Annotated in this window: 27 protein-coding genes and 3 pseudogenes; 14 read left to right on the top strand and 16 right to left on the bottom strand. The window is 72.3% G+C overall.

The genetic code is table 11. The features are described from left to right. Positions 1–117 precede the first annotated feature (117 nt). The gene (locus tag ACLJOU_RS43600; RefSeq protein ID WP_410575161.1) at positions 118–1,503 is read left to right on the top strand and encodes an AlkA N-terminal domain-containing protein; all 1,386 of its coding nucleotides are present in this window, start codon (positions 118–120) and stop codon (positions 1,501–1,503) included. 19 nt (positions 1,504–1,522) lie between these two features. Next, complete coding sequence (locus tag ACLJOU_RS43595) at positions 1,523–2,338, top strand: isocitrate lyase/phosphoenolpyruvate mutase family protein (protein ID WP_410575160.1); 816 nt, start codon at positions 1,523–1,525, stop codon at positions 2,336–2,338. 137 nt (positions 2,339–2,475) lie between these two features. Here ACLJOU_RS43595 and ACLJOU_RS43590 read toward each other — a convergent pair whose 3' ends face one another. Next, complete coding sequence (locus tag ACLJOU_RS43590) at positions 2,476–3,477, bottom strand: amidohydrolase family protein (RefSeq protein ID WP_410575159.1); 1,002 nt, start codon at positions 3,475–3,477, stop codon at positions 2,476–2,478. An 85-nt stretch (positions 3,478–3,562) separates the two neighbouring features. Between ACLJOU_RS43590 and ACLJOU_RS43585 the strand changes: the two genes are divergently transcribed. Then, positions 3,563–4,102, top strand: coding sequence for a TetR/AcrR family transcriptional regulator (locus ACLJOU_RS43585; protein ID WP_410575158.1), 540 nt, complete (start codon positions 3,563–3,565; stop codon positions 4,100–4,102). A gap of 72 nt (positions 4,103–4,174) precedes the next feature. On the opposite strand, the gene ACLJOU_RS43580 is transcribed toward ACLJOU_RS43585, so the two are convergent. Both ACLJOU_RS43580 and ACLJOU_RS43575 read right to left on the bottom strand, forming a co-directional pair. Further along, on the bottom strand, positions 4,175–4,996 hold the full coding sequence (locus ACLJOU_RS43580; protein WP_410575157.1) for a helix-turn-helix transcriptional regulator: 822 nt from the start codon (positions 4,994–4,996) through the stop codon (positions 4,175–4,177). Beyond that, the gene (locus ACLJOU_RS43575; protein WP_410575156.1) at positions 4,993–5,769 is read right to left on the bottom strand and encodes an SDR family oxidoreductase; all 777 of its coding nucleotides are present in this window, start codon (positions 5,767–5,769) and stop codon (positions 4,993–4,995) included. The genes ACLJOU_RS43580 and ACLJOU_RS43575 overlap by 4 nt, the downstream gene beginning before the upstream one ends. 215 nt (positions 5,770–5,984) lie before the next feature. Between ACLJOU_RS43575 and ACLJOU_RS43570 the strand changes: the two genes are divergently transcribed. Continuing rightward, positions 5,985–6,869: a formate/nitrite transporter family protein gene (locus tag ACLJOU_RS43570; protein WP_410575155.1), complete on the top strand. Its 885-nt coding sequence runs from the start codon at positions 5,985–5,987 to the stop codon at positions 6,867–6,869. A gap of 112 nt (positions 6,870–6,981) precedes the next feature. After that, complete coding sequence (locus tag ACLJOU_RS43565; RefSeq protein WP_410575154.1) at positions 6,982–7,686, top strand: GAF and ANTAR domain-containing protein; 705 nt, start codon at positions 6,982–6,984, stop codon at positions 7,684–7,686. 76 nt (positions 7,687–7,762) lie between these two features. Here the strand turns inward: ACLJOU_RS43565 and ACLJOU_RS43560 are convergent, their stop codons facing one another. Continuing rightward, on the bottom strand, positions 7,763–8,659 hold the full coding sequence (locus tag ACLJOU_RS43560; RefSeq protein ID WP_410575153.1) for an SDR family oxidoreductase: 897 nt from the start codon (positions 8,657–8,659) through the stop codon (positions 7,763–7,765). A 120-nt stretch (positions 8,660–8,779) separates the two neighbouring features. Further along, the gene (locus ACLJOU_RS43555) at positions 8,780–9,367 is read right to left on the bottom strand and encodes a TetR family transcriptional regulator (RefSeq protein ID WP_410575152.1); all 588 of its coding nucleotides are present in this window, start codon (positions 9,365–9,367) and stop codon (positions 8,780–8,782) included. Between the two features lie 103 nt (positions 9,368–9,470). On the opposite strand from ACLJOU_RS43555, the gene ACLJOU_RS43550 reads away from it, so the two are divergent. Beyond that, on the top strand, positions 9,471–10,511 hold the full coding sequence (locus tag ACLJOU_RS43550; RefSeq protein WP_410575151.1) for an NAD(P)-dependent alcohol dehydrogenase: 1,041 nt from the start codon (positions 9,471–9,473) through the stop codon (positions 10,509–10,511). Positions 10,512–10,523: 12 nt separating this feature from the next. Here the strand turns inward: ACLJOU_RS43550 and ACLJOU_RS43545 are convergent, their stop codons facing one another. Together ACLJOU_RS43545 and ACLJOU_RS43540 are read right to left on the bottom strand one after the other, a co-directional pair. Beyond that, positions 10,524–11,510 carry a hypothetical protein gene (locus ACLJOU_RS43545; RefSeq protein ID WP_410575150.1) on the bottom strand — a complete coding sequence of 329 codons (987 nt, stop codon included), beginning with the start codon at positions 11,508–11,510 and terminating at the stop codon, positions 10,524–10,526. 184 nt (positions 11,511–11,694) lie between these two features. After that, positions 11,695–12,171: pseudogene (locus tag ACLJOU_RS43540) on the bottom strand (SDR family NAD(P)-dependent oxidoreductase); the annotation flags it as partial. A 71-nt stretch (positions 12,172–12,242) separates the two neighbouring features. Here ACLJOU_RS43540 and ACLJOU_RS43535 point away from each other — a divergent pair. Next, positions 12,243–12,458 carry a hypothetical protein gene (locus tag ACLJOU_RS43535; RefSeq protein WP_410575149.1) on the top strand — a complete coding sequence of 72 codons (216 nt, stop codon included), beginning with the start codon at positions 12,243–12,245 and terminating at the stop codon, positions 12,456–12,458. Positions 12,459–12,971: 513 nt separating this feature from the next. Here the strand turns inward: ACLJOU_RS43535 and ACLJOU_RS43530 are convergent. Then, a pseudogene (locus ACLJOU_RS43530) lies at positions 12,972–13,463 on the bottom strand (helix-turn-helix domain-containing protein); the annotation flags it as partial. Between the two features lie 99 nt (positions 13,464–13,562). Here ACLJOU_RS43530 and ACLJOU_RS43525 point away from each other — a divergent pair. After that, complete coding sequence (locus ACLJOU_RS43525; protein WP_410575148.1) at positions 13,563–14,057, top strand: SRPBCC family protein; 495 nt, start codon at positions 13,563–13,565, stop codon at positions 14,055–14,057. Between the two features lie 113 nt (positions 14,058–14,170). Here the strand turns inward: ACLJOU_RS43525 and ACLJOU_RS43520 are convergent, their stop codons facing one another. The 4 genes from ACLJOU_RS43520 to ACLJOU_RS43505 form a co-directional block, all read right to left on the bottom strand. After that, positions 14,171–14,896, bottom strand: a complete 726-nt coding sequence (locus ACLJOU_RS43520) for a DJ-1/PfpI family protein (RefSeq protein ID WP_410575147.1) — start codon at positions 14,894–14,896, stop codon at positions 14,171–14,173. Positions 14,897–14,901: 5 nt separating this feature from the next. Further along, entirely contained in the window at positions 14,902–15,447 is a 546-nt protein-coding gene (locus ACLJOU_RS43515; RefSeq protein ID WP_410575146.1) for a carbonic anhydrase, read from the bottom strand. A 71-nt stretch (positions 15,448–15,518) separates the two neighbouring features. Then, a complete protein-coding gene (locus ACLJOU_RS43510) occupies positions 15,519–16,484 on the bottom strand; it encodes a GlxA family transcriptional regulator (protein ID WP_410575145.1) in 966 nt (321 codons plus the stop codon). A 39-nt stretch (positions 16,485–16,523) separates the two neighbouring features. Further along, positions 16,524–17,240 carry a hypothetical protein gene (locus ACLJOU_RS43505; protein ID WP_410575144.1) on the bottom strand — a complete coding sequence of 239 codons (717 nt, stop codon included), beginning with the start codon at positions 17,238–17,240 and terminating at the stop codon, positions 16,524–16,526. A 208-nt stretch (positions 17,241–17,448) separates the two neighbouring features. On the opposite strand from ACLJOU_RS43505, the gene ACLJOU_RS43500 reads away from it, so the two are divergent. Next, entirely contained in the window at positions 17,449–19,110 is a 1,662-nt protein-coding gene (locus ACLJOU_RS43500) for a DUF2079 domain-containing protein (protein ID WP_410575143.1), read from the top strand. 69 nt (positions 19,111–19,179) lie between these two features. Here the strand turns inward: ACLJOU_RS43500 and ACLJOU_RS43495 are convergent, their stop codons facing one another. Then, the gene (locus ACLJOU_RS43495; protein WP_410575142.1) at positions 19,180–19,572 is read right to left on the bottom strand and encodes a hypothetical protein; all 393 of its coding nucleotides are present in this window, start codon (positions 19,570–19,572) and stop codon (positions 19,180–19,182) included. 249 nt (positions 19,573–19,821) lie between these two features. Here ACLJOU_RS43495 and ACLJOU_RS43490 point away from each other — a divergent pair, with 249 nt between their 5' ends. Next, a complete protein-coding gene (locus ACLJOU_RS43490; RefSeq protein ID WP_410575141.1) occupies positions 19,822–20,049 on the top strand; it encodes a hypothetical protein in 228 nt (75 codons plus the stop codon). A 79-nt stretch (positions 20,050–20,128) separates the two neighbouring features. Next, positions 20,129–20,752, top strand: a pseudogene (locus ACLJOU_RS43485) (helix-turn-helix domain-containing protein). Between the two features lie 84 nt (positions 20,753–20,836). Here ACLJOU_RS43485 and ACLJOU_RS43480 read toward each other — a convergent pair. Continuing rightward, complete coding sequence (locus tag ACLJOU_RS43480; protein ID WP_410575140.1) at positions 20,837–21,268, bottom strand: MarR family transcriptional regulator; 432 nt, start codon at positions 21,266–21,268, stop codon at positions 20,837–20,839. 46 nt (positions 21,269–21,314) lie between these two features. Between ACLJOU_RS43480 and ACLJOU_RS43475 the strand changes: the two genes are divergently transcribed. After that, positions 21,315–22,001 carry a class I SAM-dependent methyltransferase gene (locus ACLJOU_RS43475; RefSeq protein ID WP_410575139.1) on the top strand — a complete coding sequence of 229 codons (687 nt, stop codon included), beginning with the start codon at positions 21,315–21,317 and terminating at the stop codon, positions 21,999–22,001. Positions 22,002–22,057: 56 nt separating this feature from the next. Here the strand turns inward: ACLJOU_RS43475 and ACLJOU_RS43470 are convergent, their stop codons facing one another. Continuing rightward, positions 22,058–22,654, bottom strand: a complete 597-nt coding sequence (locus ACLJOU_RS43470; RefSeq protein ID WP_410575138.1) for a TetR/AcrR family transcriptional regulator — start codon at positions 22,652–22,654, stop codon at positions 22,058–22,060. Positions 22,655–22,751: 97 nt separating this feature from the next. Between ACLJOU_RS43470 and ACLJOU_RS43465 the strand changes: the two genes are divergently transcribed. Then, positions 22,752–23,687, top strand: a complete 936-nt coding sequence (locus ACLJOU_RS43465; protein ID WP_410575137.1) for an alcohol dehydrogenase catalytic domain-containing protein — start codon at positions 22,752–22,754, stop codon at positions 23,685–23,687. A 51-nt stretch (positions 23,688–23,738) separates the two neighbouring features. Here ACLJOU_RS43465 and ACLJOU_RS43460 read toward each other — a convergent pair whose 3' ends face one another. Then, complete coding sequence (locus ACLJOU_RS43460) at positions 23,739–24,464, bottom strand: hypothetical protein (protein ID WP_410575136.1); 726 nt, start codon at positions 24,462–24,464, stop codon at positions 23,739–23,741. A gap of 444 nt (positions 24,465–24,908) precedes the next feature. On the opposite strand from ACLJOU_RS43460, the gene ACLJOU_RS43455 reads away from it, so the two are divergent. Then, positions 24,909–25,466 (top strand): GAF domain-containing protein (locus ACLJOU_RS43455; protein ID WP_410575135.1); only part of this gene is annotated, 558 nt, incomplete at its 3' end.

Raw genomic sequence — 25,466 nt, 5'->3', positions numbered from 1 at the left:
AACAGCGGAAAGTCGTTCGCCACGACAACAGTGACCAGCAGCTGGTCGTCCTTCCTCCTCGTGGTCGTGTCCGGATCTGGCTAGCGTCCGCCGGCCGGATCGCCTACACCTGAGGGCATGACGACTTTCTCCGCCGTGGTCACGACGGGCATCTACTGCCGTCCCGGGTGCGGGGCGAAGCCGCTCGCGGAGAACGTCAGGACGTTCGAGCTGGCCGCCGGGGCCGAGGCTGCGGGGTTCCGGGCCTGCCTGCGCTGCCGCCCGTACCGCGTCGCCGGCCCGGCCCGCGCCGACGCGCCGGAGCTGGTCTGCCGCGCGGTGCAGCTGATCATCGCCGGGGTGCTGGACACCGGGACCGAGGCGGCCCTCGGCGCGCGGTTGGCGGTGTCGCCCCGGCACCTGCGCCGGCTCTTCCGGGACCACCTCGGCGTGACGCCGGACGGGCTGGCTCGCTCGCGGCGGGCGCACTTCGCGCGCCGCCTGCTCGACGACTCCGACCTGACCGTCGCCGACGTCGCGTTCGCGTCCGGGTTCGGCAGCCTCCGCCAGTTCAACCGGGACATGAAGCTGGTCTTCCGCGCGTCCCCGGTCGAGCTGCGCAACCGGCGCCGCAAGGCCGACCGGCTCGCCGCGGACGGCGGGCTGATGATGCGGCTGCCGTTCCCACCGCCCCTGCACTGGGAGGCGCTGAGCGCATTCCTGGCCGAGCGCGCGGTCCCCGGTGTGGAGTCGGTGCGAGACGGCGTCTACCGCCGCACGATCAGCCTCGACGGCGAGGCGGGCGTCATCGAAGTGACGCGCGGGGACGACGACCACCTGCTGCTCACCGCGCACATGCCGTTCTGGGAAGGCCTCATCCACGTCGTCGACCGCGTCGGGCGGATGTTCGGCGTCGACGCCGACACGGCACCGGCCGAAGCCGGGCTCGCCGCCGACCCGGTGATCGGTCCCCTGCTGCGCGCGCGGCCCGGCCTGCGCGTGCCCGGCGCCTGGGGGCCCTTCGAGATCGCCGTGGCGGCCGTGCTCGGCCAGGACAGCGGCCGCACGGACGTGCGGACGCAGCTGGCCGGGCTGGTCGAGGCGGCGGGCCGGCCGGTGCCGGGCCTCGAACACGGTCTCACCCACCTGTTCCCGTCGGCCGGGACCCTGGCCCGGGGGGACCTGACCGGGGCCCGGCTCTCCGCGGCGACCGAGCGGACGCTGCGCACGTTCGCCTCTGCGGTGGCAGCCGACGAGAACCTGCTCGACCCCGGCGCGAGCCTGGCCCGCTGCACCGCGGCGCTGACGGCGTTGCCCGGCATCGAGGAGAGCACCGCCCAGGAGATCGCGCTGCGGCTGGGCCACGCCGACGCCTTCCCGGCCACCGAGCGCACCCTTGACGCGACGTTGCGAGCACACGACCCCTCCGCCGACGCCGGCCGCCTGGCCGCCGCCTGGCACCCGTGGCGCGCCTTCGCCGCCACCCACCTGATCGCCGCCGGTGTGTCCACATCGGCCGGTTGAACACCGAAAAGGAGAACGGATGTCCACGAACCGGCGGGAGCTCGCCGAGAAACTGCGTGCCCTGCACGAGGGCACGCTGGTGCTGCCGAACGCCTGGGACGCCGCCAGCGCGGCCCTCATCGCGCGGGCCGGCGCCCCGGCGATCGCCACCACCAGCGGCGGCGTCGCCTGGTCCGCGGGACGCCCCGACGGGCACGGGCTGACGCGCGCGGAGATGGCCGCACTGGTCGCGCGGATCGTGCGCGTCGTCGACGTCCCGGTGACCGCCGACATCGAGGGCGGCTACGACGACGTCGCGGCCACCGTGCGCGCGGTCGTCGAGGCCGGCGCGGTCGGGATCAACCTGGAGGACTCGACCGCCCCCGGCGGTCCGCTTTTCGACGTACCGGCGCAGGCCGGGCGGGTCCGCGCGGCCCGGGAAGCGGCGACGGCGGCCGGCCTGCCCGAGCTGTGGATCAACACCCGCACCGACGTCCACCTGTTCGGCATCGGCGCACCCGAGGGCCGTCTGGACGACGTCCTGACCCGCGCGGGCGCCTACGCCGCCGCGGGCGCGGACAGCCTCTTCGTGCCCGGCCTGGTCGACCTGGAGACGCTCGAGGTACTCGTGCAGGAAAGCCCGCTGCCGGTCAACGTCATGGTGTGGCCGGGCGCGCCGACCGTCGCGGAGCTGGCAGCGGTCGGCGTCCGCCGGATCAGCGTCGGCACGGCGATCGCCCAGGCGGCCTACGCCGTCGCCCAGCGCGCCGCGGCCGAACTGCTCGAACACGGCACCTACACCGCGTTGACGAGCGGTCTCGACTTCGGCACGGTCAACAGCGCCGTGACCGGCTGATTCCGAGCGCGGGAAGCACCCACGCCGGGGAAGTGCGCATCGCCGGCGCGGAAGTCAGTCCCGCTCGCGGGTGCCGTCGAGGAAGAAGGCGGCGTTGGCTTCTTCCGGCCCAGACCGTGCCTTGATCTCCTGAGATGTCATTCCTGTTCCTTCAAGGAAGCGATGTCGATACCGAAGAGGGCGCCGGCGTTGCCCGCGGTGAACTTGTCGCGGGCCTCGCCGGCGGGGAACTCGGTGAGGAACTTCTCGATGTCCGCTTTGACCGGCTTCTGGAAGGGGTAGTCGGTCGAGAACAACAGCCGGTCGGGCGTCGTCACCTCCAGGACATGGCGGAGCAGGACGGGGTTGAACATCCCGGAACTGGTGATGTGGATGTGGGAGCGGACGTAGTCCGACACCTTCCGGTCCAGGCCCGCGAGGCCCGAGAGGCTGTCGGTGCGGTCGGTCCAGAACAACAACAGCTCGCCCCAGTGGCCGAGCACGAGCTGCAGGCCGGGGTGGCGGTCGAAGGTGCCGCGGACGATCAGGCGCAGGGCGGCGAGCGCTGCCTCCAGGTGCCAGCCCCAGCCGAACGTCGCCAAGGCCAGGTCGGTCATCGGGTCGAAGCCGCTGTACACGGCTTCGCGGACCGTGTGGGAAGGGATCTGCGGGTGGATGAAGATCGGCTGCCGCAGCGCCGCGGCCGTGGCGAACAGCTCGTCGTAGCGCGGGTCGTCCAGCGGCGTCCCGGCCGTCCGCCCGTAGACCATCGCTCCGACGAACCCGAGCCCGGCCGCGCGTTCCAGCTCCGCGGCGGCGGCCTCCGGGTCCGCCATCGGCAGGGTGGCGAAGGCCCGCAACCGCGTGGGGTGCCTGCGGACCGCCTCGGCGGCGACGTCGTTGGCCCGCCTGCTCAGCGCCCGCGCGTCCGCCGGCTCCAGCGGGTGCGTGCCGGGGGGCGCCAGCGAGAGGATCTGCAGGTCGACGCCCTGGGTGTCCATCGCCGCGATGCGGGCGTCGCCAATGTCGTCGAGGCGCTCGAGGTTGTCGCCCAGCTCGTCGAGCACGACGCTCGCGTCACCCCGGTCGTCCGGGAGTGCCTTCACCGCCGAGGTGAGCTCGGGCAGGTTCCAGTGTTCTTCGATCGCGATCAGGGTCACGTCAGGTCTCCCGGTCCGGGCGGTCCGCTCAACCGCCGTTGAGTGAGATGCTACCCAAATCGCTCAACGTGCGTAGAGTGAAGCCATGACCGAGACGTCTCGCGACGCCAAACGCGCCCGCACCGCACAGCGGATCCTCGAGGCCGCGAGGCAGGAGTTCGCGACCCGGGGCTTCGAGGGCGCGACGATCCGGGGCATCGCCGCCGTGGCGGGCGTGGACGCCTCGCTGGTGATGCAGCACTACGGCTCGAAGGCGGCCCTGTTCACCGCCGCGGTCCAGCTGCCCGACGATGACGCCGAGAGCGCCGCCGAGCACCTGCTGGAGGTGCTCGCCAACCGGCTGCGCGAACTGCCCCCGGAGACGAGCGCCCTCGTCCGGTCCATGCTCACGGTGCCGGAAGCCGCCGACTCGATGCGGTCCTACCTCGACGAACGCGTCGACAACCTCGCCAGGTCGCTGGAGGGCGAGGACGCACACCTGCGCGCCCTGATCACCGTGAGCGGCATCCTCGGCCTGACGATCACGCAGCACTTCCTGAAGTTGCGCGCCTTCGACGATGCTTCCCACGAAGGGTTGCTGCGGGCCGCGCGCGGCTGGACCGAATACTTGTCGCGCGACTCGTAGGACCGGCCGGCAGCAGGCGATCATCGCCTGAGCCCGGTTGCCGCCGTCGCGGGTGGCCGGACCGACGGACGATCAGCTCTTCGGTTCCACCAGAGAAGCCAGAAGCGCGAGCTTCTCGGCGCTCTCACTGCCCGCGTCGGCGTAGTAGAGCACGAGCAGAACCCCGTCCACGGGCAGCTTGTCGCGGTGCAGCTGCAACCGGCCGAGGACCGGGTGGTGCACGGTCGTGGTGCCGCCGTCGAGCGCGCGGACGTCGTGTCGCGCCCACAGCTCGCGGAACCGCCCGCTGCTCAGGGACAGCTCGCCGACGAGCTCCACGAACCTCGGGTCGTCGACGTCGACGCCGATCGACTCCCGCAGCGCGGCGACGAACCCCGCCGCCGCCGCGGCCCAGTTTTCGTGGAACGCCTGCTCTTCCGGGTCCAGCAGGAGCGAGCGCAGGCGGTTCTCGCCGGGGCGCAGGCGGGGCGAGAACGCGGTCGCCAGCTCGTTGGCCGCGAGGACGTCGAAGGCCCGGCCCTCCACGAACGCCGGCACCCCCACGGCCGCGAGCAGGTGGTGCAGCCGGGCCGGCACGCGCTCGGGCGTCCGGCGGCGCCGGCTGCGCGGTGGCGGCGTGGCCAGGCTGTGCAGGTAGTCGCGCTCGGCCTCGTCGAGGCGCAGCACGCGGGCGAGCGCGTCGAGCACCTGGGGCGAGGGGTGGGTGTCGCGGCCGCGCTCGAGACGCAGGTAGTAGTCGGCGCTGATGCCGGCCAGCATCGCGAGCTCTTCGCGACGCAGGCCCGGCACCCGGCGGGTGCCGCCCGCCGCGATGCCGGCCTGCTCGGGCGTGACGAGGCCCCGACGGGCCCGCAGGTAGGCGCCGAGCCGGTTCCCTTCAGAGGTGTCGCTCATGTGAGCGCATCGGCCCGGGCGGCGCGGCCGGGCAGCGTCGAAAGTGCCTGTGAGCGCTGGGCCACGAGCTCGTCGTAGGTGCCGTCGCGTTCGGCCCACCGGTGCATGAGGACCCGCTGCACGAGCAGCTCGCGCGGCGTCGGGTTCTGCGCCAGCAGGTCCATGACTTCGGCGCCGTAGGCGTCGAGGGCGAGAGCGTGCGGGTTGCTGCCCCCGATCGTGGTCGCGACGGCCGGCGGCACGAGCTCGGCGACCTCCACCCCGGTGCCGGCCAGCTGCGCGCGCAGGGCCTCGGTGTAGGCGTGGACGGCGGCCTTGGAGGCGCCGTAGGTGGGCATGAGCGGGAAGGGCAGGAAGCCGATCCCGGAGCTGACCGTGACGACGGTGCCGCGGCCGAGCGAGAGCAGGTGCGGCGTGAACGCGTCGATGACCCGGATGGTGCCCAGGACGTTGACCTCGATGGTCGTCCGGGCCGTGTCGAAGTGGGCCGGGTCGTGGAGGTCCTCGGGGGCCCCGGTGCCTGCCATGGTGATCACGGTATCGACGCTCGGGTGGGCCCGCAGCACCTCGTCACGCGCCCGGGTCACGGACCCGGCGTCGGCCACGTCGATCTCGACGGTGGTGAACCCTTCGCCGGCGAGCCGGGCGAGGAGGTCGGTGCGCCGGCCGCCGACGATCACGGTGCTGCCGGCGGCGCGGAACCGGCGGGCCAGCTCGAGGCCGATGCCCGAGGTCGCGCCGGCGACGAAAACGGTGCGGGAAGTGATGTCCATGCCTCGACGGTAGGCCGGACGCCGGTGGCCTGGGCAGGCCCTGCGAGGACCCCGGAAGCGCAGACCCACGAAGAGCCGGCCCCGACGCCGTACGGGACGCGGACACGGCCGGCACGCTGCGGCACGGCGGCGAGTAGTTCCCGTCCCTCCGGGTAAGCGCGCAGTCGGCGATACCCGATCCGGGTCCGCGCGGATCGCAACAGGCGGGAGACGCGATGCCAGGTGACGACGGGAGCCTTCCCCTGCGGTCCGCGGCCGGGAGCCGGACCGAACCGGAGGTGGAAGAGGCGTTCGACCGGATCGTCGCCGAAGGCCGCGACCGGCTCGGGCGCCCGTTGCTGCCGCTGGTGGCCACGGGCCTGCTCGGCGGTGTGGACGTCGCCGTGGGAGTGCTGGCCTACCTGGTGGTCGAGCACCAGACCGGCCGGCCGCTGCTGGGCGCCGCGGCGTTCACCATCGGCTTCGTCGCGCTGCTGCTCGCGCGCAGCGAGCTGTTCACCGAGAACTTCCTCGTCCCCGTCACCGCGCTGGCCTCCGGCATGGGCACATGGCCGCGGCTGCTCCGGCTGTGGCTGGTCACCCTGGTCGCGAACCTGGCCGGCGGCTTCGTGATGGCCGGCATGATCGTCGTCGCGCTGCCCGATCTCCGGGACACCGCGGCCGAGAACGGCCTCCACTACGCCGAACTCGGCGTCTCCTGGCGCTCGCTGCTGCTGGCCGTGCTGGCCGGCGCGGTGATCACGCTGATGACCCGGATGCAGCACGCGACCAATGCGGTGGGCGTCAAGCTCGTCGCCGCGGTGGCCATGTCGTTCCTCCTCGTCGGGGCCCAGCTGTTCCACTCGATCCTCGACTCGATCGTCATGTTCGCCGGCCTGCTGGGCGGCGCGGCGCACTATTCGTGGGGCGATTGGGCCGTCGCGCTGGCCTGGTCTTCGCTCGGCAACATCGTCGGCGGCGTCGGCCTGGTCACCTCGATCCGGCTGCTGCGGGTGACCCACCGGGTCGAAGAGGCCAAAGACGAAAAGATCAAAGACGAACAGGCCAAGGATGAACAGGCCAAAGACGAAAAGATCAAGGACGACGCCCGCGCGGACTGACCGGTCGCCACGCGAGCGGCCTGCCGGGAGGCCGCCGGTTCCCGAAAACCTCAGTGTGATGATCGAGCCCGACCTGGGTATCCCGCCGTGTCGAACCGGGCGGGAGGCGGGGATGAACCACAGCGAACACGGGAACGAGTCCGACACCGGACTCGCCGAGGTCCTCGGCCGGATCGCCCGCTCACTACAGGCCGAGCCCGACGTCGACGCCACGCTCAGTGCGATCGTCAAGGCCGCCGTCGACCACATCGACGGTGCCGAACAGGCCGGGATCTCCCTCGCCGAGCGCGGAGGCCGCATCCGCACCGTCGCGCCCACCACGGACCAGGTCACCGAAATCGACCGGATCCAGTACCGCACCCGCGAAGGACCGTGCGTCGACGCCATCGCCGAACACGAGATCTTCCTCGTCGACGACCTCACCGCCGAACCCCGCTGGCCGCAGTTCGCGCCGGCCGCCGCGGATACCGGGGTGCGGTCGATGCTGTCCTACCGGCTCTTCCTCACCGACAGCACCCTCGGCGCCCTCAACCTCTACTCCGGCCACTCCGACGCCTTCAGCGACCGGACCGCCGAGGACGGCCGCATGTTCGCCACCCACGCCGCCATCGCCCTCTCCGCCGCCCAGCAGGAAGCCCACCTGCGCGCCGCGGTCGAGCACCGCGACACCATCGGCATGGCCAAAGGCATCCTCATGCAGCACCACGACGTCGACCCGGTCCGGGCGTTCCGGATCCTCGTCGAGGCCTCCCAGCAGAACAACATGAAGCTGCACCAGGTCGCCGCCTGGCTCGTCGAGCACCGCCAGGACCTGTGAGCGACGAACGCTTCCGCTCGCAGGGTTTCCCCCGGCTTCGCCGAGCGGAAGCGGTCCGCCTTCCTCGGAAACCCGGTCAGGTCAACGGCTGTCCACCTGTGACACCCAGGACTTCGCCGGTGACGTAACTGGACTCCTGCGAAGCGAAGAACACGAACGCCGGAGCCAGTTCGGCCGGCTGCCCGGCGCGGCCCATCGGGGTCTGCTCGCCGAAGGAGTCCACCTTCTCCGCCGGCATCGTGGCCGGGATCAGCGGTGTCCACACCGGACCGGGCGCCACCGAGTTCACCCGGATCCCCTTGTCCGCCAGGTCCTGCGCCAGCCCCTTGGTGAAGTTCGCGATCCCGGCCTTCGTCGTCGCGTAGTCCAGCAGCTCCGGCGACGGCTGGAACGCCTGGATCGACGAGGTGTTGATGATCGCCGACCCCCGCGGCATGTGCGGGACAGCCGCCTTGCACAGCCAGAACATCGCGTACAGGTTGGTCTTCAGCACCCGGTCGAACTGTTCGGTGGAGATCGCGAGCAGGCCTTCTTCCTGTGCCATCTGGTAAGCGGCGTTGTTCACCAGCACGTCGATGCCGCCGAGCTCGGACACCGCCGTGTCGATGATCTTCGTGCAGTGCTGCTCGTCGCGGATGTCCCCGGGCACCAGCACGACCCGCCGCCCCCCCGCCCGCACCAGCTCCGCCGTGCGCTCGGCGTCGTCCTGCTCCTCCTTCAGGTACGACAACACCAGGTCCGCGCCCTCCCGGGCGAACGCGATCGCCACCGCCCGGCCGATCCCGGAGTCGCCGCCGGTGATCACCGCCCGGCGGCCCTCGAGCCGTCCGCTGCCGCGGTAGGAGTCCTCACCGTGATCCGGTGCCGGGTCCATCGCCTCACCGGAACCCGGCTGCGGCTGCTCCTGCCCCTCCTGCTCGTCGGGGCCCGGATGCCGCTCCGCGGTCTCCTGGCTGTGCTGGTCCTCGGCCATACCCGCCTCCTCAAGGTCGTTTTGCTGACCTGTACCCCGTCCGGCGGCGTCCATGCGGCGGCGACCGGTCGAGCAGGGCGGGCGGGTTCTTAAGCCCTCGGTGATCACCCGCGGCCGGACTCACCCGGTCATCACCGCCCGCCGGACGGTGTCCCGCAGCAGGGCGCGGCGTTCGTCGTGCCGCTGCCGGGGCTCGTCCGCGGTCGCCGCGTAGACGTTGCTGACCGGTGACCACGCCATCGACATCGCGATGACCACGGCCATCACGTCGAACGGGTCACCGGGCCGCACGAGCCCGTCGGCCTGCGCCGCGGCGATCGCGCGCAGCTTTTCGTCGTCGAGCCGGTCGGCTTCGGCGACCAAATAGCCGGCCGGGCGCCGCTCGAGGCGCGCCCACGTGGCCAAGCGGATGAGGTCGGGGCGGCGCAGGTACTCGTCGTAGAGGCGCACGGCCCAGTCCGCGAGGTCCGTGGCGTCGATCGGGACGACGTTCACGATCCGTTCCAGCGAAGCGAAGAAGATCGCGTCGAACAGCCCGTCCTTGCTGCCGAAGTACGCGTAGAGCTGCGCCTTGTTGGTCCGGGCCGTGCTCACGATGCGGTCGATGCGGGCGCCCGCGATCCCGTACTCGGCGAACTCCCGGGTCGCCGCCTCGAGGATGCGGTCGCGAGTGGCGGTGCCGCGGGCGGTCGTGGGGTGGTCGGCCATCGGGCGAGCTTACCAAACAGACCAGTTGGTTTGCTTCGGTCTGATCCCGCGGCTACAGTGAAATAGACCGAACAGTCTGTTTGCCAGAGGAGAAGACATGCGGATGACCACGGGATGGGGAGTGGACGGCGACGCCGGCGCGCTGCGGCGGGTGCCGGTCCCCCGGCGGGATCTCCGCCCGGACGACATCGCCGTCCGGGTCGACTACTGCGGGGTCTGCCACACCGACGTCCATTCCCTCGAGGCGCATTCCGAGGGCCTGCTCGTGCCGGGGCACGAGTTCACGGGAGTGGTGACCGAGGTGGGCTCCGCGGTCACGGCGTTCGCCGTCGGCGACCCGGTCGCCGTCGGCAACATCGTCGACTCGTGCGGTGCCTGCGTCATGTGCGAAGCGGGTCAGGAGAACTTCTGCCGCGAGTTCCCCACCCTGACCTACGGCGGTACCGACCGCCGTGACGGCTCGACGACCTCAGGCGGGTACGCCCGCGAGTACGTCGTCCGCGACCGGTTCGCCTACCCCCTGTTCGCCGGGCTCGATCCGGCGGCCGCGGCGCCGCTCCTGTGCGCCGGGATCACGGTGTGGGAACCGTTGCGCAGTCTCGGAGCCGGGAAGGGCACGCGAGTCGCGGTGGCCGGGCTCGGCGGCCTCGGGCACCTCGCGGTCAAGTTCGCCGTCGCGCTCGGTGCGGAGACGACCGTCATCAGCCGGACGGCGGGCAAAGCCGCCGACGCCCGCCGGTTGGGTGCCGAGGACGTCGTCGTGTCCACGGACGCGGAGCAGCTGGCCGCCGCCCGCGACCGGTTCGACGTGGTGATCGACACCATCTCCGCACCGCACGACCTCGGTCCCTACCTCGGGCTGGTCGCCGTCGACGGGACCCTCAGCCAATTGGGTCACCTCGGCCCCGTCACCGTCCGCACGATGGACCTGCTCGTGGGCCGCAAGAAGCTGAGCTCGGCCGGCAGCGGCGGCCGTCCCGCGACCGCCGCCATGCTGGACTTCTGCGCCGAGCACGGTGTCACGGCCGACGTCGAGGTGCTCCCTTCGGCCCGGGTGAACGAAGCCCTCGACCGGTTGCGCCGCAACGATGTCCGCTACCGCTTCGTGCTGGACCTGTCCGATCTGCCGACGTCGGCACCCTGACGGCGGCAGCGGTCAGCGCCGCAGCCGCGCGAGCAGGAGGTCCGGGTTGTTCCCGGCCAGGTTGGCGCCGTTGGTGACGTACACCCGGTTCCCCCGGACGACGACGGCGGTGGTCCCCTGCATGCCGTCCTCGGCGTCGAGCAGGGTTTCCCGGGTGCCGTCCGAGCCGATTCGCACGAGCTTGCCGGTCTGGTTGATCGCGGCGAAGATTTCGGTGCCCCGGCCGGTGAAGTCGAAGTCGTCGATGCCGGCCAGTCCCCCGGCCCGGACCTGGGCACGGCCGGCGCCGCCGCCCGCGGCCACCGGGATGCGGACGATGGTGCCGTGGTCGGAATTGCTCGCCCACACGGCGCCGTCGTGGACTTTCAGGCCGTTGGCGCCGAAGAAGCCGGCGGGGGCCAGGGCCGGATCCGCCGACCACACGGAGGCCGCGCCGCCGCGCAGCGGGGCCTGCCAGATGCGCCCGCCGGTGGAGTCGGTGACCAGGAAGCGGTCGCCGTCGACGACCAAGGCGTTCGGCATCGTGTCGGCGGGCAGCGGCACGACGAGCCGGGGCGCCCCGGACGGGCGGACCTGCCAGATCCCGGTCAGGCCACCCTGTCCCGCCGAATAGAGGAAGTACACGTCGCCGCGGCCCGAGCGGGCGACCCCGGTGACCACGGGTGTCCCGATGACCGGCGTGGTACCGCCACCGCCCGGGGGCAGCGGCATGGTGACGAGCACCCGGACGGCCCCGTCCGGCGCGACCCGCACCACCTGGCGGGCCGGGATCATGCCGATGACCACGCTGCCGCCGGGCTCCGGGGCGATGCTCTCGGCGGCCTGGCCCGCGGACCGGTCGAAGCGGGCGACGACCCGCACGTCAACCAGGTGGGTACCGGCGGCCCGGTGTGCCGGGGCCGCGAGGGCGTCCGGAGCGGTGGCGCCCGCAGCGAGGAGAACGGCGAGGCCGAGCGTGGCGGTGCGCCGCCGCAGGCCGGTGGACCGGAGGAGGGACATGGCTTCCTTTCGGACGGGGAGGGACAGCGGGCCGACGTGGTCCCGCTGTCCCGCGAGTTCCGTTCGCTCCACGGTTCCAGCGTGATCTTCGATCGCTGCGACAGCCAGGAGCCCGTCGGTACCACCTTGCCCGGGTGCCCCGTCCCGGCCGGCCGGAGGAGGTCGCGCCGACGTCACGGCTCGGTCAGCCCGGCTTGGCCATCATCCGCCGCGCGACGATGAGGGCAAGGCGCGTCGGCAGCAGCCTGCCGAACAGCAGAACGATCAGCGCATTGGTTCTGCCGTCGATGACCGCCGGTCCCCGGCCCGCCAGGGCACGCACCACAGTGGCGGCGACCGCCTCGGCGCTGCGCGTGCCGCGGCTGTTCATCGGCGTCTTCGTCGGTCCGGGGCTGACCGCCACCACCCGGACCCCGGTGCCGCGGGTTTCGGCCCACAGCGCCTGGGTGAACGAGACGACGTACGCCTTCGTCGCCGCGTACACCGCCAGGTAAGGGGCGGGTAGGTATCCCCCGGTGCTGGCGATGTTGACCACGGCTCCGTGGCCACGCGCGGCCATCGCGGGCACCAGGAGCGTCGTGAGCTCGGTCAACGCGGCGACGTTGACGTCGATCAGCGAACGGAACCGGGCCGGATCGCCGTCGAGCACCGGGCCTCGCGCGCTGACACCGGCCCAACGGCTACCGTGAGTACGCCCCCGAGTCGATCGAGGTCGTCGCGTTCGTCCAGGACATGTTCCACGCCGGTCTGTCGTCCGACGTGGTCCGGGACGTCCTGCCCTGCGCCCGGGACGGGCACCCGCGTGGCGACTGCGCCGAACTCCTGACGCGCGTCCGGCAGGTTCGTGACGAACTCAAGCGGCAGGAGGAAAACCTCGCCGAGCGTCGCCGCCGGCTGGACGCCTATCTCGCCGACGGTTATGAAGGTGCTCCACAGAGGACGGTGTAGCCGCGGGCCGGTCCGGCTCATGGAGCCGGCCGGAGGTCGGGGGATTTCCGCGAGGGCGAGAGTCATCGGGGATTGCCGGGGGAAGGCCTGCCGCTAGTCGCCGGGGGCGCCGACGACGAGGAGTACTCGATCGAGGAGTCCAGCCTGGCCATGAACCAGTCCGGACCGGCCACGATCATCCGGGCCAGCGTGCCGCTGGGCGTCCCCCGCCACCCCGCTTGTCCTGCCCAAGGGACTCATCGACCACCAGGTCGCCGCCGATCACGGCGCGGCCGGCTCGCGCGTGCGGTCGAATCCTTCAGGACCGGCGAACGACCACGGCAGTCGACGACTTCGGCGGCTCCGGAGCCGGGTTCACCGCACAGCCGGGCCGCCGAGGCGAATGCGGGAGTCCACAGCAGACCCGAGTCATGCGATCCGGACGTTCGTTCATGCGAGGACGGACCGGCCCAGCCCGGCCAGCACGGCGTCGTCCTGCGGGGTGTGCACCCGGCTGCACAGCACGTCGCGGTAGAGCCGGGCCATGTTCGGGCGTTCGGCAGTCCTCGCCGGAGCGGCGAAGTCCAGGTGGCCGGCGAACAGCGCGTGTCCCAGCCGGTTCCAGGCCAGGACGTCACTGCGCCGGCCGAGCACGATCGCGGGAACACCCGCCAAGGCGTCCAGCAGCTGAGCGCCCGCTTCGGTCACCCGCTCCGGGGCGGGACGCCGGTTCCGGGGACGGCGCCGGTCGGCGCGGGCCAGGTCGTGCAGGTGCCGCCGTTCCGAGTCGTCCAGCCGCAGTGCCCCGGCGATCGCGTCGAGGACCTCGATTGAAGCGCTCTGCGACTGTCCCTGCTCCAGCCGGGTGTAGTACGAAGCACTGACCCCGGCGAGCAGGGCCAGCTCTTCCCGGCGCAGCCCCGGTACGCGCCGGCGCTCGCCGTAGGCGGGCATCCCGACGTCTCCGGGACGCAGCTGGGCGCGCCGCGTCTGGAGGAAGGCGCCGAGCTGCGTCTTTCCGGTCATGGCTCCAGTATCGATCGCACCGCCGCCGTCAGCCTGCCCCAGCTGGGGTAGGCAACGGCGGGGCTGGCCACCGGGCGCCCGCGCGGGTGGGCTTGACCCGTGAACATCACCAGTGACCTCGACGTGACCGGCATCGCCTTCACCAGGAACGCGTGGGTCGACACCGCCCCCGCCCGCGTCTACGAGCTGATCAGCGACGTCTCCGCGATCGGCCGGTGGAGCCCCACGGCGAGCGGCGTCGCCTACGACGACGGCGAGGGCCCGTGGCCGGGCGCGTGGTTCAGCGGCACCAACCGCAGGGAAGGCCGGGAATGGACCACGCGGTCCCAAGTGGAGCGGGCCGATCCCGGAACCGCGTTCAGCTTCGTCGTCGGCGGCACCGACGAGGGCATCGTCCGCTGGTGCTGGGACCTTCGTCCCCGGGGACGAGGCAGCCTCGTCCAGCAGTCTTGGCGGCTGCTGCGCTTCGACCCGGTGCTCGGAAGGAACCGGGCCGAGCTGGAGGCCTTGCGTGACTTCATGGCCGGCAGCGCCGAAACCACCCTGGCCGCCCTCGCGCAGTGGATCGCCGAGCACGGCGGATCCGCGCGGTAGCGCGAGCGGTCAGCGCGGTCCGGTGCCGCCGCCGGAACTGCACGCCGGCGACCGTGCACTGGCAGCTGGCCGGGCACCGCCCCTTCGCCGCTTGAGCCGATGCCGCACCGGACTCACGCCGAGCCGGTATCGGTCCGCCTGCTTCCGGCCGCCCGCTCCCGGTCGGCGAACCGCCGTGTGGTGACCAGCCGCGCCGCGGTGAGGTCGCCGATGGGCCGCAGGGCCGCGTCGACGATGTGCTGCGGCGCGGTCGCGGGCGTACCGCAGTCGAACGGCGGCTCGGGCGCGTACTGCAGCAGGAGCTGGATGGTCTGCGCCTCTTCGGTGCCGCGGAGCAGTTCCGCGACGCGGAGCGCGCCGTCGATCCCCGCGGTGACACCGCCGGCACTCACCAGGCGTCCGTCGAAGACGACCCGCTCGTCCGTAGCGTCCGCGCCGAAGTACGGCAGCAGGTGCAGGGCCGCCCAATGGGTGGTGGCCCGGACCCCGCGCAGCAGACCGGCCGCGCCGAGCAGCAGGGCACCGGTGCAGACGGAGAACACGCAGCCGGCGCCCGCGGCCTGGCTCCGGAGCCAGGCCAGTACCCGGTCGTCGTCCATGAGCTTCTGCTGCCCCGGGCCGCCGGGTACGAGCAGCACGTCGAGCTGCGGCGCTTCTTCGAGCACCGCGTCGGCCCGCAGGACCAGGCCGGTCGTGTCGGCGACGGGGCCGGCGACCGGGCCGTAGGTGGTGAACGTCGAATCCGACAGCTTGGCCAGGACCTCGTACGGACCGGTGAAGTCGATCTGGTCCAGTCCCTCGAACAGGAGCGCGCCGATCCTCAGTGGACGGTGGTCCATCGGGCCTACCGGCCGTCCCGGGACCGCGGCGCGACGACCTGCTCGAGGCGGCCGGTCTGCACGTCGTAGCGGTAGCCGGAGACCTCGATGCGTCCCGACACCGCCGGCGCGTCGAGGATCGCCTGCACGTCGACCGGGACCGTGTCGGCCGGGTCGACGACCGCGGTCCGCCGGATTTCCCCGTCGTCGAAACCGAGTTCGGCGAACCCCCGGCGCAGCCGCGGGTCCGCCATCAACGCCGAACCGCAGTCCGTGTGGTGGACGACCGCGAGCTCGAACCACTCCGCGTCCGGGGTCTTGGTTTCGTGCAGGTAGCTGATCCACGCCAGGTCGTCGAGGAAGGACCGGTTCGCCCGGCCGCCGACCGTGCGGGCGACGATGGCGTCCCCGAGTTCGAGGCCCATGGTGGCCGCCGGGTCCACCCGGGGGTCGATGCAGGTGAGGACGTAGACCTGCTTGTTCGGGACGAACGGGATGGCCGGCACCTTCTCCTTGGCGTCGGTTTCGGCGAAGCGCGCGTTGTTGTCCAGCAGTTCCTTGAAGTTGTTCATGCCTCAAGCCTGCTGGCCGGGCGCGGGTCCGACCAGGGGCAGGACAGCCAGCCGGCGAAAGACTCCGGCCACTACGACGCGCTGAGCGGCTCCCCCGCCGCGCGCAGCTTCCGGTAGGCGGTCGGCGTCGTTCCGAGCTGCCGCGCCATGTGCAGGCGCAGGTTGGCCGCGGTGCCCAGCCCGGTGCGCTCCGCGATGTCCTCGACCGGCAGTGGTGTCGACTCGAGCAGCCGCTGCGCTTCCAGCAGCCGCTGGGTGGCCAGCCAGCGCATCGGGGTCATGTCCGTCCGGGCGCGGAACTTGCGCGCGAAGCTGCGTTCCGGCATCCCCGCGTGCCGGGCCATCTGGGCGACGGTCAGCGGCCGGTGCATCTCGCCGACCATCCACCCGAACGTCGCCGACAGGCCGTCGTCTTCGCTGACCTGGCTCGCGAACTGCGCTTGCCCACCGGGCCGGTGCGCCGCGACGACCATGTGGCGGGCGACCCGGGACGCGGCCGCCGCACCGTGGTCCTGCCGGATCATGTGCAGGCACAGGTCGATTCCGGCGGACAGGCCGGCGCTGGTCAGCAGCTGGCCGTTGTCGACGTAGAGAACGCCCGGGTTGAGGCGGACCGCGGGGAACCGGCGGCGGAACTCGGCCGCCTCCCGCCAGTGGGTGGTCGCGACGTGGCCGTCGAGCAGGCCCGTGGCGGCCAGCGCGAAAGCGCCGACGCACACCGACGCGATCCGCGCGCCCCGAGCGTGCGCCGACCGCAGCGCGTCCAGCACGGGCTGCGGCGGGGCCACGAGCGGCCGGTATCCCGGCACGATGATCGTGTCGGCCTGCTCGAGCTCCGCCAGTCCACACTCGACGTCGATCGCGAACGGCGACTGGGTCGCCACCCGTCCGGGGCGCGGTGTGCAGACGGCGAACCGGTAGAGGTGCGCCTGCTCCTGGTGCCCGAAGGCCTGCGCGGCGATGGCGAGGTCGAAGGTGATCACCCCGGGAAGCACCAGCGCGACGACGCGGTGCGGGTCGGGTTGTGGCGATCGCATGGGTCCGAGTATCCACCTCCCGGACCGGCACCGGCCGCGTTACTTCAGCACGCTGACCGCGCGGGCGATGACCAGCAACGACGTCAGCAGCGCCGCGACGCTCTGCACCGCCATCAGCACCTTCGCCCGCGACGACAGCGGCATGGTGTCGGTGGGGCTGAACGCCGTCGAGTTGGTGACCGAAACGTACAGGTAGTCCAGCAGGGTCGGCACCCAGTCGGACTTGATGCTCGAACCTTCGGCCACTTCCACGACGTTGTCGGCGGTTTCGTCCTGGGAGAACCGGAAGTCGGCCGGCGGCAGGTCGGCGCGGCCGGCTTGGGTGCGTTTGACCGGGCCGCCGCGGTCGAGCTCCCAGTAGGCCAGCCCGAACGCGATCACGTTGGTCAGCCACACCTGCAGCGCACCCAGCAGCAGGGCCCGGCCGCTGTCGGCCGCGCCGCCGACGAGGTCGTGGATGAGCAGCACCAGGGCGCCCAGGTTGGTGACGCCGATGACCGCGACCAGCGACAGCGACAGGACGCGGGAGAGCCGGGTCTGCCGGGTGACGCGCCGCGGGTTGATCGCGACGAGCGGCACCAGCAGCAGGACCTCCAGCGCGGGCACCACGAACCGGGGAGCGAGCAGCAGCTGTTCCGGCAGGGCCAGGTAGAGCGCAATGGCCACGAGCGTCGCGACGACGGCCGGCAGCCGGGCCTCACCGCGGCGCTGGTGGCGGGGATGGCGGGTCCGTGCCCCGGCCCGATCGGCTGACATGGTGGTGCTCCTCGCGGACGGCCGTTGACCGGCCTCTGTTCGTCGGGGCGACAGCCTACCGTCCGGTACGGCCGTCAGCTGGGCGAACACCATTGATCGCCGATCGGGACGAGAGCCGGCTGCTGCCGCGAGTGGTGGGAAGCTCACCGGATACCATGCTGCCGGCCCGCTGTCGGCGGGCCTCATGTCGCCCCTGGCCAGGAGACTCATGCCGCCGTCCGCACTCGACGCCCCGGACGTCACCGCACCCATCCCGCGCACGACCGCGAAGGTCCGCCGCACCGCCGCGCCTCGGCTCGGCGTCGTGGCGCTGTGGATTTTCGCCGCCGTCCCGGTCGCGCTGGCGCTCCTGGCCGCGGTGCGGGCGCCCAGGATGCACGTGCTGCTCGACTACTGGCACGTCTTCGCGAAGATCACCGACGACAACGGCAACCTCCTGCTCGGCCAGGTCTTCACCTACCACCTCGACCAGCCGTTCGTCGTGCCCTCGCTGCTGTTCTACGCCGACGCCGCGTGGTTCGGCGGGGACAACCGCGTCCTGACCGTCCTGACGGTCGCCCTGCTCGCCGTCGCGGTGTTCGCGCTGCGCACGATGCTGCCGCGAACCCTCAACCCGGTCACGCGCGTGACCTTGACCGCGGCGGTGTCCTGGCTGCTGTTCAGCTCCCACGCCACCGAACTGTGGCTGCAGGGCACGAACGGCGTCAGCTGGGTTCCCGCGGTCACGTTCTGCACGATCGCGATCGCCTGCGCCCACCGCGGCCGCCCGGCCGGCGCGTACGTGGCCGCCGTGCTGGGCTGCCTGAGCTTCGGGGCGGCACTGCCGATCTGGTTCGTCCTGGCCTTCATCGCTTGGCTGCGCAGGGATTCCCGGGTTCGCGTCGTGCTCCCCGCCGCGGCGGGGCTGGTCGTCCTCGCCGCCTGGTGGCTCACCAAACCCGCCGGAACGCAGTCCGGGGCGACGGACGCCTTCGACCCGGACGGACGGCTCTCCGTCGCCGCCGCCGCGATCGGCGGGCTGTGGTCGGTCGACATCGCCGTCCTCGCGGTGATCGCCGGCGGCCTCACGATTGCCCTGCTCGCCCTCCTGCTGCGCCACGCCGTCAGCCACCGGCCGGCGGCGACCGACGCCGGATGGGCCGGGCTGGCCTGCTACGCGTTCGCGTTGGCGGCGATGCTCGCCCTCGGCCGGACGACGACGAACGTTCCCGGCGGCAACGTCGGGCTGATCAGCCGGTACGTCCTGGTCGCCGCGCTGGCCACCACTTCCCTGCTCGTGCTGACCACTTTGCACCGTCCACAGTGGCCGACGAGGTACCTCGTCGTCGCGATCGCCGCACTCTCCCTGGTCACCCACGCCGTCGGCGGCGGGAAAGCCGACGAAGTCCGCCGCAGTTACGCACCGCTCGAGCTGGCCGCGATCGCGCTGCGGGTCGACGCCCCCGCCGCCCTCGATGCCCTGCACATCCAGCGGGCCGCCGGCCCGGCGGCGCGGGCGCTGGGAGCGTACCCGTTCGACGACAGCTTCACGCTCGGTTGCCACGGCCCCGAACTCGGCAGCCACCTCGACCTGACCACCGCCCGACCGGCATCGGCCGACGCCACCGGAGCACTCGACGCCCCGGCCCCCGCCGCCGGCGGCATCATCACCGGCTGGGCCGTGGTGAACGGCGCCCGGCCCGACTGCATCCTGATCACCGACCAGACCGGCACGGTCACCGGCGGCGGCATCACGGGCCTGCCCCTCACGACGGGACAGGCCCCGAAAGCCCCACCCGGCGCGACAGCCTGGGCGGCCACAGCCGGCCCGACCAGCGGACCGCTCACCGTGCTCGCCTTCCAGGCCGGGCACCTCCATCGGCTCAGCTGAATCGCCGACGGCGACTTGCTCGCGCTGGCGGTCGACGAGCCTCCGGCCCGACCGCTCGCGCGTCACGTCTCAGGCAGAGCCGGCCAGCCGGCCGGTGAGCACCACCGCGACGATGAGCAGCGCGCAAAGCAGCGCGACCCGGAAATCGCCGTGGCGCGGTACGGACCGCACTCGGCTCCAGGCGAGCCGTGCCCCGTAGACCGACGCCAGCGTTCCGGCGAAGCCCAGCGCGCCCGCGGCCAGCGCGGCGAGCACCGACAGCGGGACGTGGGCGAGCCGCCGCGAGGCCCAGATCGCGATCGCGCACACCAGCCCGGCCACGAGGGTCAGACCGGTGAGGCCCTGCGTGCCCTCGACCAGCGAGTCGTGCAGGTCCTCAGCCGGTTCCTCGTCACCACGCGCCGCCCGGGTGAGCACGGTGCGGTGCCGGGCGAGCTCCTTGGCCGTGTAGGGGGAAAACACCGCTACGGCGCAGGGAAGAACTCGGGCCGTCACCAGAAGGCCGAGATCCGCTCGACGCCCCATGCCCTCCCCCGCTCGACTGCCACTCAGCGGCAACCCCAATTGTTGCCGCGGCACATGCCATAACCGTAGGTGGCGATGCCGATCTTGGTCAGCCTGCGGTCCCGCCGGTCCCACTTGTGGTAGGTCCGGGTGGCCCGGGTGATCGCCCTGCCGAGGCGGTGGACCACCCGTTTCGAGACCGCCCGGGTGGGACGGCATCCTGCCCGGCGGCACGAACATCGCCCTCGGGGAGCCCTGCTGTCCAACTCCTACCTCGACCAAGACGGCTTCGCGCCCTACAAGGTGTACCTCGTCGGCCGCAGCAGGCGCTGGATCCCGACCCCGGAGATCTTCAACCAGTACGCCTTCGACGCGAGCAAGATCCAGCACCCCGCGAACATGCCGGGGCCGGGTCCGGACATCCCGGGACGGTGAACCACCCCCTCCGCACCGCGTAGTCCGGTTGCGCGGCAGCGGCGGTGAGGGGGTCTCCGACGTGATCGAGGCACGGCGAGTGCTGGTGGTCGCCTACGACAACGCACAGATACTGGACGTCGCCAATCCGTGCGCGGTTTCGAGACCGCGAACCGGCACGGCGCGGGCCCGCCGTACCGGCTCGAACTCGCCACCCCGGCGGGCGACCAGGTGCGCAGCTCGGCCGGGATCGCGCTGCCGGGCGCCCGCCGGCTCGCCTCGCTCACCGGCCGCATCGACACCATGGTGGTCGTGGGCGGCTACGGGACCCGCGCCGCCATGGCCGACGAGGGACTGCTGACGCAGCTGCAGCGGCTGGCTCCGCGCAGCAGGCGGATCGCCTCGGTGTGCACGGGCGCGTTCGTGCTCGCCGCGGCGGGGCTGCTCGATGGCGCTGGCCGCCCGCGCCGGGATCACCACCCGGCACCTCACCCGGCTGTTCACCGGCCAGCTGGGCGTCACCCCGGCTCGCGCCGTGCGGGCGGCGCGAGCGGAGGCCGCCGCCCACCTGGTGCGCGGGAGCGAGCTGTCGCTCGCGGCGGTGGCGCGGCGCTGCGGATTCCGGTCGGCCGAAACACTGCGCCAGGCGTTCCTCGGCCACTACGGCATGACCGGCGACCGGATTCGCCGGAGCACGGAGCTGCCCCGGCCGCTGGACCGGTGACGACCGTCCACACGCGCCGGCTCGAACGTCCTCTTGCCGACGATGGGCGGACGCCGCCGGAGTCGGTGCCAGGCAGGAAACTGATCACCGCCGGGACACGACCGGGCCGACCGCGACGAGGAGCCTCCGGAGTTCGCGGCGATCCCGTTCCGTGAGCTTGGCCAGGACCCGATTCTCCGCCTCGGCCACCTCGGGGTCGAGGCGCGCGAGCAAGGTCTTGCCTTCCCGCGTCAACGTGGCGGGCAACGACCTCCCGGACGGCACCGTGGCCGGTCGCGTCACCAGGCCGCGGTCCTGCAGCTCCCGAACCACCTTGTTCATCGCCTGCGGCGACACCTGGGCCTCGCGGGCCAGCTGGGCGTTGGACTTCGGCGACTGGGACAGCATCCGCAGGCAGAGGTACTCGGGCGCCGCCAGCTCCGACGGCTCGAGCACGGTGGCGGCCACCTCGGCCCGCAAGGCCGCGGTGACCCGGTGCAGCAGGTAGCCGAGCGGCTCGTCCCGAAGACCTTCCATGTCAACCATGTTGACATATATCAATCTGGTTGACATTCTCGGGGGCATGACGAGCTCATCCGGCGACGCGTTGTACGAATCCGCTTATCGTGGTCAGGCTCCCGAGCTGGGGCAGGGCTCCCGGCCGCCGTGGAGCATCGGCGAACCGCAACCCGAGATCGCCGCGCTCATCGACGCGGGCGCATTCCACGGTGAAGTCCTCGACGCCGGCTGCGGTGAGGGCGCGACGTCGCTCTACCTCGCCGAGCGGGGTTTCACGACCGTCGGCCTGGACCTGTCGCCGACCGCGATCACGCTGGCCCGCGCGGAAGCCGCCCAGCGCGGCTTGACCAACGCCGCCTTCGCGGTCGCCGACATCAGCACGTTCACCGGCTACGACGGGCGTTTCGGCACCATCGTCGACAGCACCCTGTTCCACTCGATGCCGGTCGAACTGCGCCGGGCCTACCAGGAGTCGATCGTGCGCGCCGCGGCGCCCGGCGCGTCCTACTTCGTGCTGGTGTTCGACAACGCGACCGTGCCCCCGGGCCGGGTCAATTCGGTTTCCGCCGAGGAATTGCGCGAAGTCGTGGGCGCGTACTGGACGATCGACGAGATCCGGCCGGCCCGCATCCACGCCAACGTCCCCGAGAACTTCCCGGACTTCGCGGACTTCGCCGGCAGCGACGTCCGAAACGAGGGCAACGGCCGCAAGTCGACACCCGCCTGGCTCCTGTCGGCGCACTTGTCCTGATCGGACGGCGGAAGGTTCCGGCGTTCACCAGTGTCCGCACCGGAAACGGTCTCCCGCTAGCTTCCCTTGCCTGACGCGCCGCCGGGTGAGGCGACCGGCAGCTCCGCAGCGACGGCAAGGAGGTCCGTGGCGCTGCCGGCCAGCAGGGTGGCGAAGTCGGCCTCTTCGCCGAGCACCCATCGCCTGGTGGCCGACGCCAGGATCGCCATGCCGAGTGCGGTGGCCAGCCGCGCGGTCTGCTCGTCGTGGCCGCGGCCGCGCAGAGCCGCGGCGGTCACCTCGGACAGCATCGCTTCCTTGATCAGGCTGCGTTCCCGCAGCGGCGGGTTGGCCGCGATGACGGCACGCAGCTCGATCAGCAGCTCGCGCGGCCGCAGCACCTCGGGCACGGCGGTGAACGCGCTCATCAGCGTCGCGAGCGCGCCGGTTCCGGCGGGCACCTCGGCGATGCCCGCTTCCAGGCACGCCTGCAGCTCGTCCCCGGCGAACAGCACCTCCCGCTTGTCGGTGAACCAGCGGTAGAACGATCGCTCGGTCAAGCCGGCGTGCTTGGCGATCTGCGCCACCGTCGTGCCGTCGTAGCCCTGAGCACGGAACAGCTCCAACGCAGCGCGCTCGAGCCGCTCACGGGTGTTGCCCTCCCAACGAGCCATGCGCCCAGCATAGCGACAGCAGATGCTGTCATCACCGTGCTACGGTCGAGTGATGACAGCATCTGCTGTCACTACGGGAACACACCAGGAGACAGCCATGCGCACCCTGCGTTTTCACCGGACCGGGGAACCCCTCGACGTCCTGCGGCTCGAGGACGCCGAGCCGCCCCGACCGGCCCCGGGGCAGATCCGGGTCGCCGTGGAGGTCTGCACGGTCAACCCCGCGGATCTGGCTCTGTGCCGGGGCCTCTACCCCGGCGACCTGCCCCGCGGGATCGGGCTCGAGGTGGCCGGCGCAGTCGACGCCATCGGCGACGGCGTGCCCGGTGTCCGGCTCGGGGACGCCGTCTTCGGCCCCGCTCCGTTCACCGGACCGACCGCGGGCGCCTCCGGTCACGCACTGCTCGACAGCTGGTTCCCGCGGCCACCCGCCCTCGAACCGGCGGCCGCCGCCGCACTGCCCATGGCCGTGGACACCGCCCAGCTCGGCCTGGACCTGCTCGAGGTCACCGCCGCCACGACCCTGCTCGTCAGCGGAGGCGGCACCACCACCGGCTTCGCCGCCGTACAACTCGCCCGCCGGACCGGCGCGCGCGTGCTCACCACCGCGGGCCCCACCCACACCGGGGCCCTCCGGGCCACCGGAGCCGAGGTCACCCCCTATGGCGAGGGCATGGCCGGACGGATCCGCGAGCTGGCGGGCGGGCCCGTCGACGTCGTCCTCGACGTCTCACCGCCCGACGACGCCACCATCCCGGAACTCCTGCGCACGGTCACCGACCCCCGGCACGTCCTGACCATCAGCAACCTCGCCGCCGCCCGCGAGCTCGGCGCCCGCGACGCGTTCACCGAAGGACCGCTCGGGCACCGCTACGACGTCGTCGGGGAATGCGCCCGGCTCGCCGCCGAGGGCCGGTTCGGCATCCCCCTGGCCCGCGTCATCCCGCTCGCCGACTGGCGCGAAGCCATCGAACTGAGCCAGTCACCACACCCCGGCGGCAAGATCGTCCTCCGGATCGCCGACCCGCGGTGAAACGACCGGCTTGACGCCGCACGCTTCGTCCGGCTGGACATCGCGACCGAATCACCCGGAGCCGGGCAGGGCGGGGGCCGGGCCGGTTCCGGGCCAGGTCCGCGGGGCGGGGCCGAACGCGCGTCGGGCGGCTCGGACGGCCAGGGCGGCGACGGCCGCGTTGGCGCCGCCGCCGATCACCGCGCCGATGCCGAACGGGGCCACCCGGCCGAGCACGATGATGCCCTGCTTCGTGCCGTACTTGGTGACGAAGTCCTTGCCCAGGACGCTGTTGATCTGGTTCAACGTCGTCATGGGCACCTTGCTCACGAGCTGGCGGGCCCAGTGCTGACCGGTCCGTTCGGCGGCCTTGCCCACGATGGTCGAGGAACCCGACTGACCGAGCAGGATTCCCATGACCAGCGTCCGCCGGCGCTCGATCTCGTCCAGCCGGACCCCGTGGACCTCGGCGACCGAGAGCACGAACAGGACGCTCAGTTCGAGGGAGGAGAAAGCCTCGCCCGCCGACAGCGCCAGTGCGACCCCGGTGCCGACGGCGGGCGCGGCCGCGGTGGCCCCGACCGCGGCACCGGTGCCGGCCAGTGCGCTGACGAACATCCGCTCCAGGGTGCGCACGACCTCCGCCGGTGTCGCCTCCGGGTTGCGCTGACGGGCGCGAGCGATGTTCTTGCGCACCAGCGGCGCCTGGAGGCCGATCGCCTTGTCCAGCAGCGTGAGGACCGGCCGCGCGGGCCCGCTCGACCCCGGCAGCGGTCCTTCGAGGGCGGCAGAGGCCACAGCGAGCTCCTTCACGTCGAGTCGCCGCCCAGTCTCGCAGCCACACAACGCCACGCGCGTAGCACTCCCGGCGCCGGCGTGGCCCGGGGAGGAAGCAGATGACCCGTGACCCGGGTGAACCGCGCCGGGGCCGCCCGGAAGTCCTGCCGACCGCTGGAGCCGGGTGAGTGGAGCACCCCGGTCGGCCGAGGAGAGGCGACCCTGCCGGCCCCTCGGTTTGGACCGGCAGGGTCTGGACCCGAAGGAACCCGTACGGGAGATCCGGATCTGCGATCCCGTTACCCCGTCGACGCGGGCCGAAACACGAATCGTTCTCGCCCGCTTCGTCACCCGCCGGGTGTGGGGTGACGGGGCTCGTAGCGGCCGGGTGGTCCGGCGGGCTACGTTGGTCGACGCGATGGTTGAGAACGCAGCCGTCTTCCACAGCAACTCAGGGAGACCGGCATGGGCAATGATCAGGACTGGCAGCGCGACAAGGAAACCTTCGTCGCCGACGGCGAGCTCGCTCCCGGGCCGCTGGCCGAACAGTTCGCCCGGCTGACGCGCACCCTGGTCACCGCCCCGACCGTCGAAGACGTCCTCCAACGCGTCCTCGAAGCCACGACCGCAATGGTCCCCGCCGCCGACCTCGCCAGCTTCACCCTGCTCGACGCCGACGGCCACTTCCACACCCCCGCCGAAACCGACGAGGTCGCCACCGAGCTCGACCGGCTCCAATACCGCTTCCGGGAAGGCCCCTGCGTCGAAGCCGCCGACCCCGGCGGCCCGGCGGTGGCGATCGCCCCGGACCTCGCGGCCGAGCCACGCTGGCCCCGCTGGGCCCCGGCCGCCACCCAACTCGGAATGGGATCCGTCCTGTCCACCGCACTCATCAGCGGACCCCCCACCGGCGAATCCAGCGGCGCCCTCAACGTCTACTCACGATCCCGGCACGGACTGGACACCGCCGACCGCGACGTCCTGCTGCTCCTGGCCACCCACGCCTCCCTCGCCCTGGCCACC

The organism is Amycolatopsis sp. cmx-4-61 (assembly GCF_046548775.1).
GTDB lineage: Bacteria > Actinomycetota > Actinomycetes > Mycobacteriales > Pseudonocardiaceae > Amycolatopsis.
The sequence above is the reverse complement of the archived record's forward strand: the minus strand, read 5'-3'. Positions and strand labels throughout refer to the sequence as shown.

Excerpts from the sequence above, each read along its gene's own strand:
- ACLJOU_RS43600 (WP_410575161.1), top strand. The coding sequence starts at position 118 with ATGACGACTTTCTCCGCCGTGGTCACGACGGGCATCTACTGCCGTCCC.
- ACLJOU_RS43595 (WP_410575160.1), top strand. The coding sequence starts at position 1,523 with ATGTCCACGAACCGGCGGGAGCTCGCCGAGAAACTGCGTGCCCTGCAC.
- ACLJOU_RS43585 (WP_410575158.1), top strand. The coding sequence starts at position 3,563 with ATGACCGAGACGTCTCGCGACGCCAAACGCGCCCGCACCGCACAGCGG.
- ACLJOU_RS43580 (WP_410575157.1), bottom strand. The coding sequence starts at position 4,996 with ATGAGCGACACCTCTGAAGGGAACCGGCTCGGCGCCTACCTGCGGGCC.
- ACLJOU_RS43575 (WP_410575156.1), bottom strand. The coding sequence starts at position 5,769 with ATGGACATCACTTCCCGCACCGTTTTCGTCGCCGGCGCGACCTCGGGC.
- ACLJOU_RS43570 (WP_410575155.1), top strand. The coding sequence starts at position 5,985 with ATGCCAGGTGACGACGGGAGCCTTCCCCTGCGGTCCGCGGCCGGGAGC.
- ACLJOU_RS43565 (WP_410575154.1), top strand. The coding sequence starts at position 6,982 with ATGAACCACAGCGAACACGGGAACGAGTCCGACACCGGACTCGCCGAG.
- ACLJOU_RS43560 (WP_410575153.1), bottom strand. The coding sequence starts at position 8,659 with ATGGCCGAGGACCAGCACAGCCAGGAGACCGCGGAGCGGCATCCGGGC.
- ACLJOU_RS43555 (WP_410575152.1), bottom strand. The coding sequence starts at position 9,367 with ATGGCCGACCACCCCACGACCGCCCGCGGCACCGCCACTCGCGACCGC.
- ACLJOU_RS43550 (WP_410575151.1), top strand. The coding sequence starts at position 9,471 with ATGACCACGGGATGGGGAGTGGACGGCGACGCCGGCGCGCTGCGGCGG.
- ACLJOU_RS43545 (WP_410575150.1), bottom strand. The coding sequence starts at position 11,510 with ATGTCCCTCCTCCGGTCCACCGGCCTGCGGCGGCGCACCGCCACGCTC.
- ACLJOU_RS43535 (WP_410575149.1), top strand. The coding sequence starts at position 12,243 with ATGTTCCACGCCGGTCTGTCGTCCGACGTGGTCCGGGACGTCCTGCCC.
- ACLJOU_RS43520 (WP_410575147.1), bottom strand. The coding sequence starts at position 14,896 with ATGGACCACCGTCCACTGAGGATCGGCGCGCTCCTGTTCGAGGGACTG.
- ACLJOU_RS43515 (WP_410575146.1), bottom strand. The coding sequence starts at position 15,447 with ATGAACAACTTCAAGGAACTGCTGGACAACAACGCGCGCTTCGCCGAA.
- ACLJOU_RS43510 (WP_410575145.1), bottom strand. The coding sequence starts at position 16,484 with ATGCGATCGCCACAACCCGACCCGCACCGCGTCGTCGCGCTGGTGCTT.
- ACLJOU_RS43505 (WP_410575144.1), bottom strand. The coding sequence starts at position 17,240 with ATGTCAGCCGATCGGGCCGGGGCACGGACCCGCCATCCCCGCCACCAG.
- ACLJOU_RS43500 (WP_410575143.1), top strand. The coding sequence starts at position 17,449 with ATGCCGCCGTCCGCACTCGACGCCCCGGACGTCACCGCACCCATCCCG.
- ACLJOU_RS43480 (WP_410575140.1), bottom strand. The coding sequence starts at position 21,268 with ATGGAAGGTCTTCGGGACGAGCCGCTCGGCTACCTGCTGCACCGGGTC.
- ACLJOU_RS43475 (WP_410575139.1), top strand. The coding sequence starts at position 21,315 with ATGACGAGCTCATCCGGCGACGCGTTGTACGAATCCGCTTATCGTGGT.
- ACLJOU_RS43470 (WP_410575138.1), bottom strand. The coding sequence starts at position 22,654 with ATGGCTCGTTGGGAGGGCAACACCCGTGAGCGGCTCGAGCGCGCTGCG.
- ACLJOU_RS43465 (WP_410575137.1), top strand. The coding sequence starts at position 22,752 with ATGCGCACCCTGCGTTTTCACCGGACCGGGGAACCCCTCGACGTCCTG.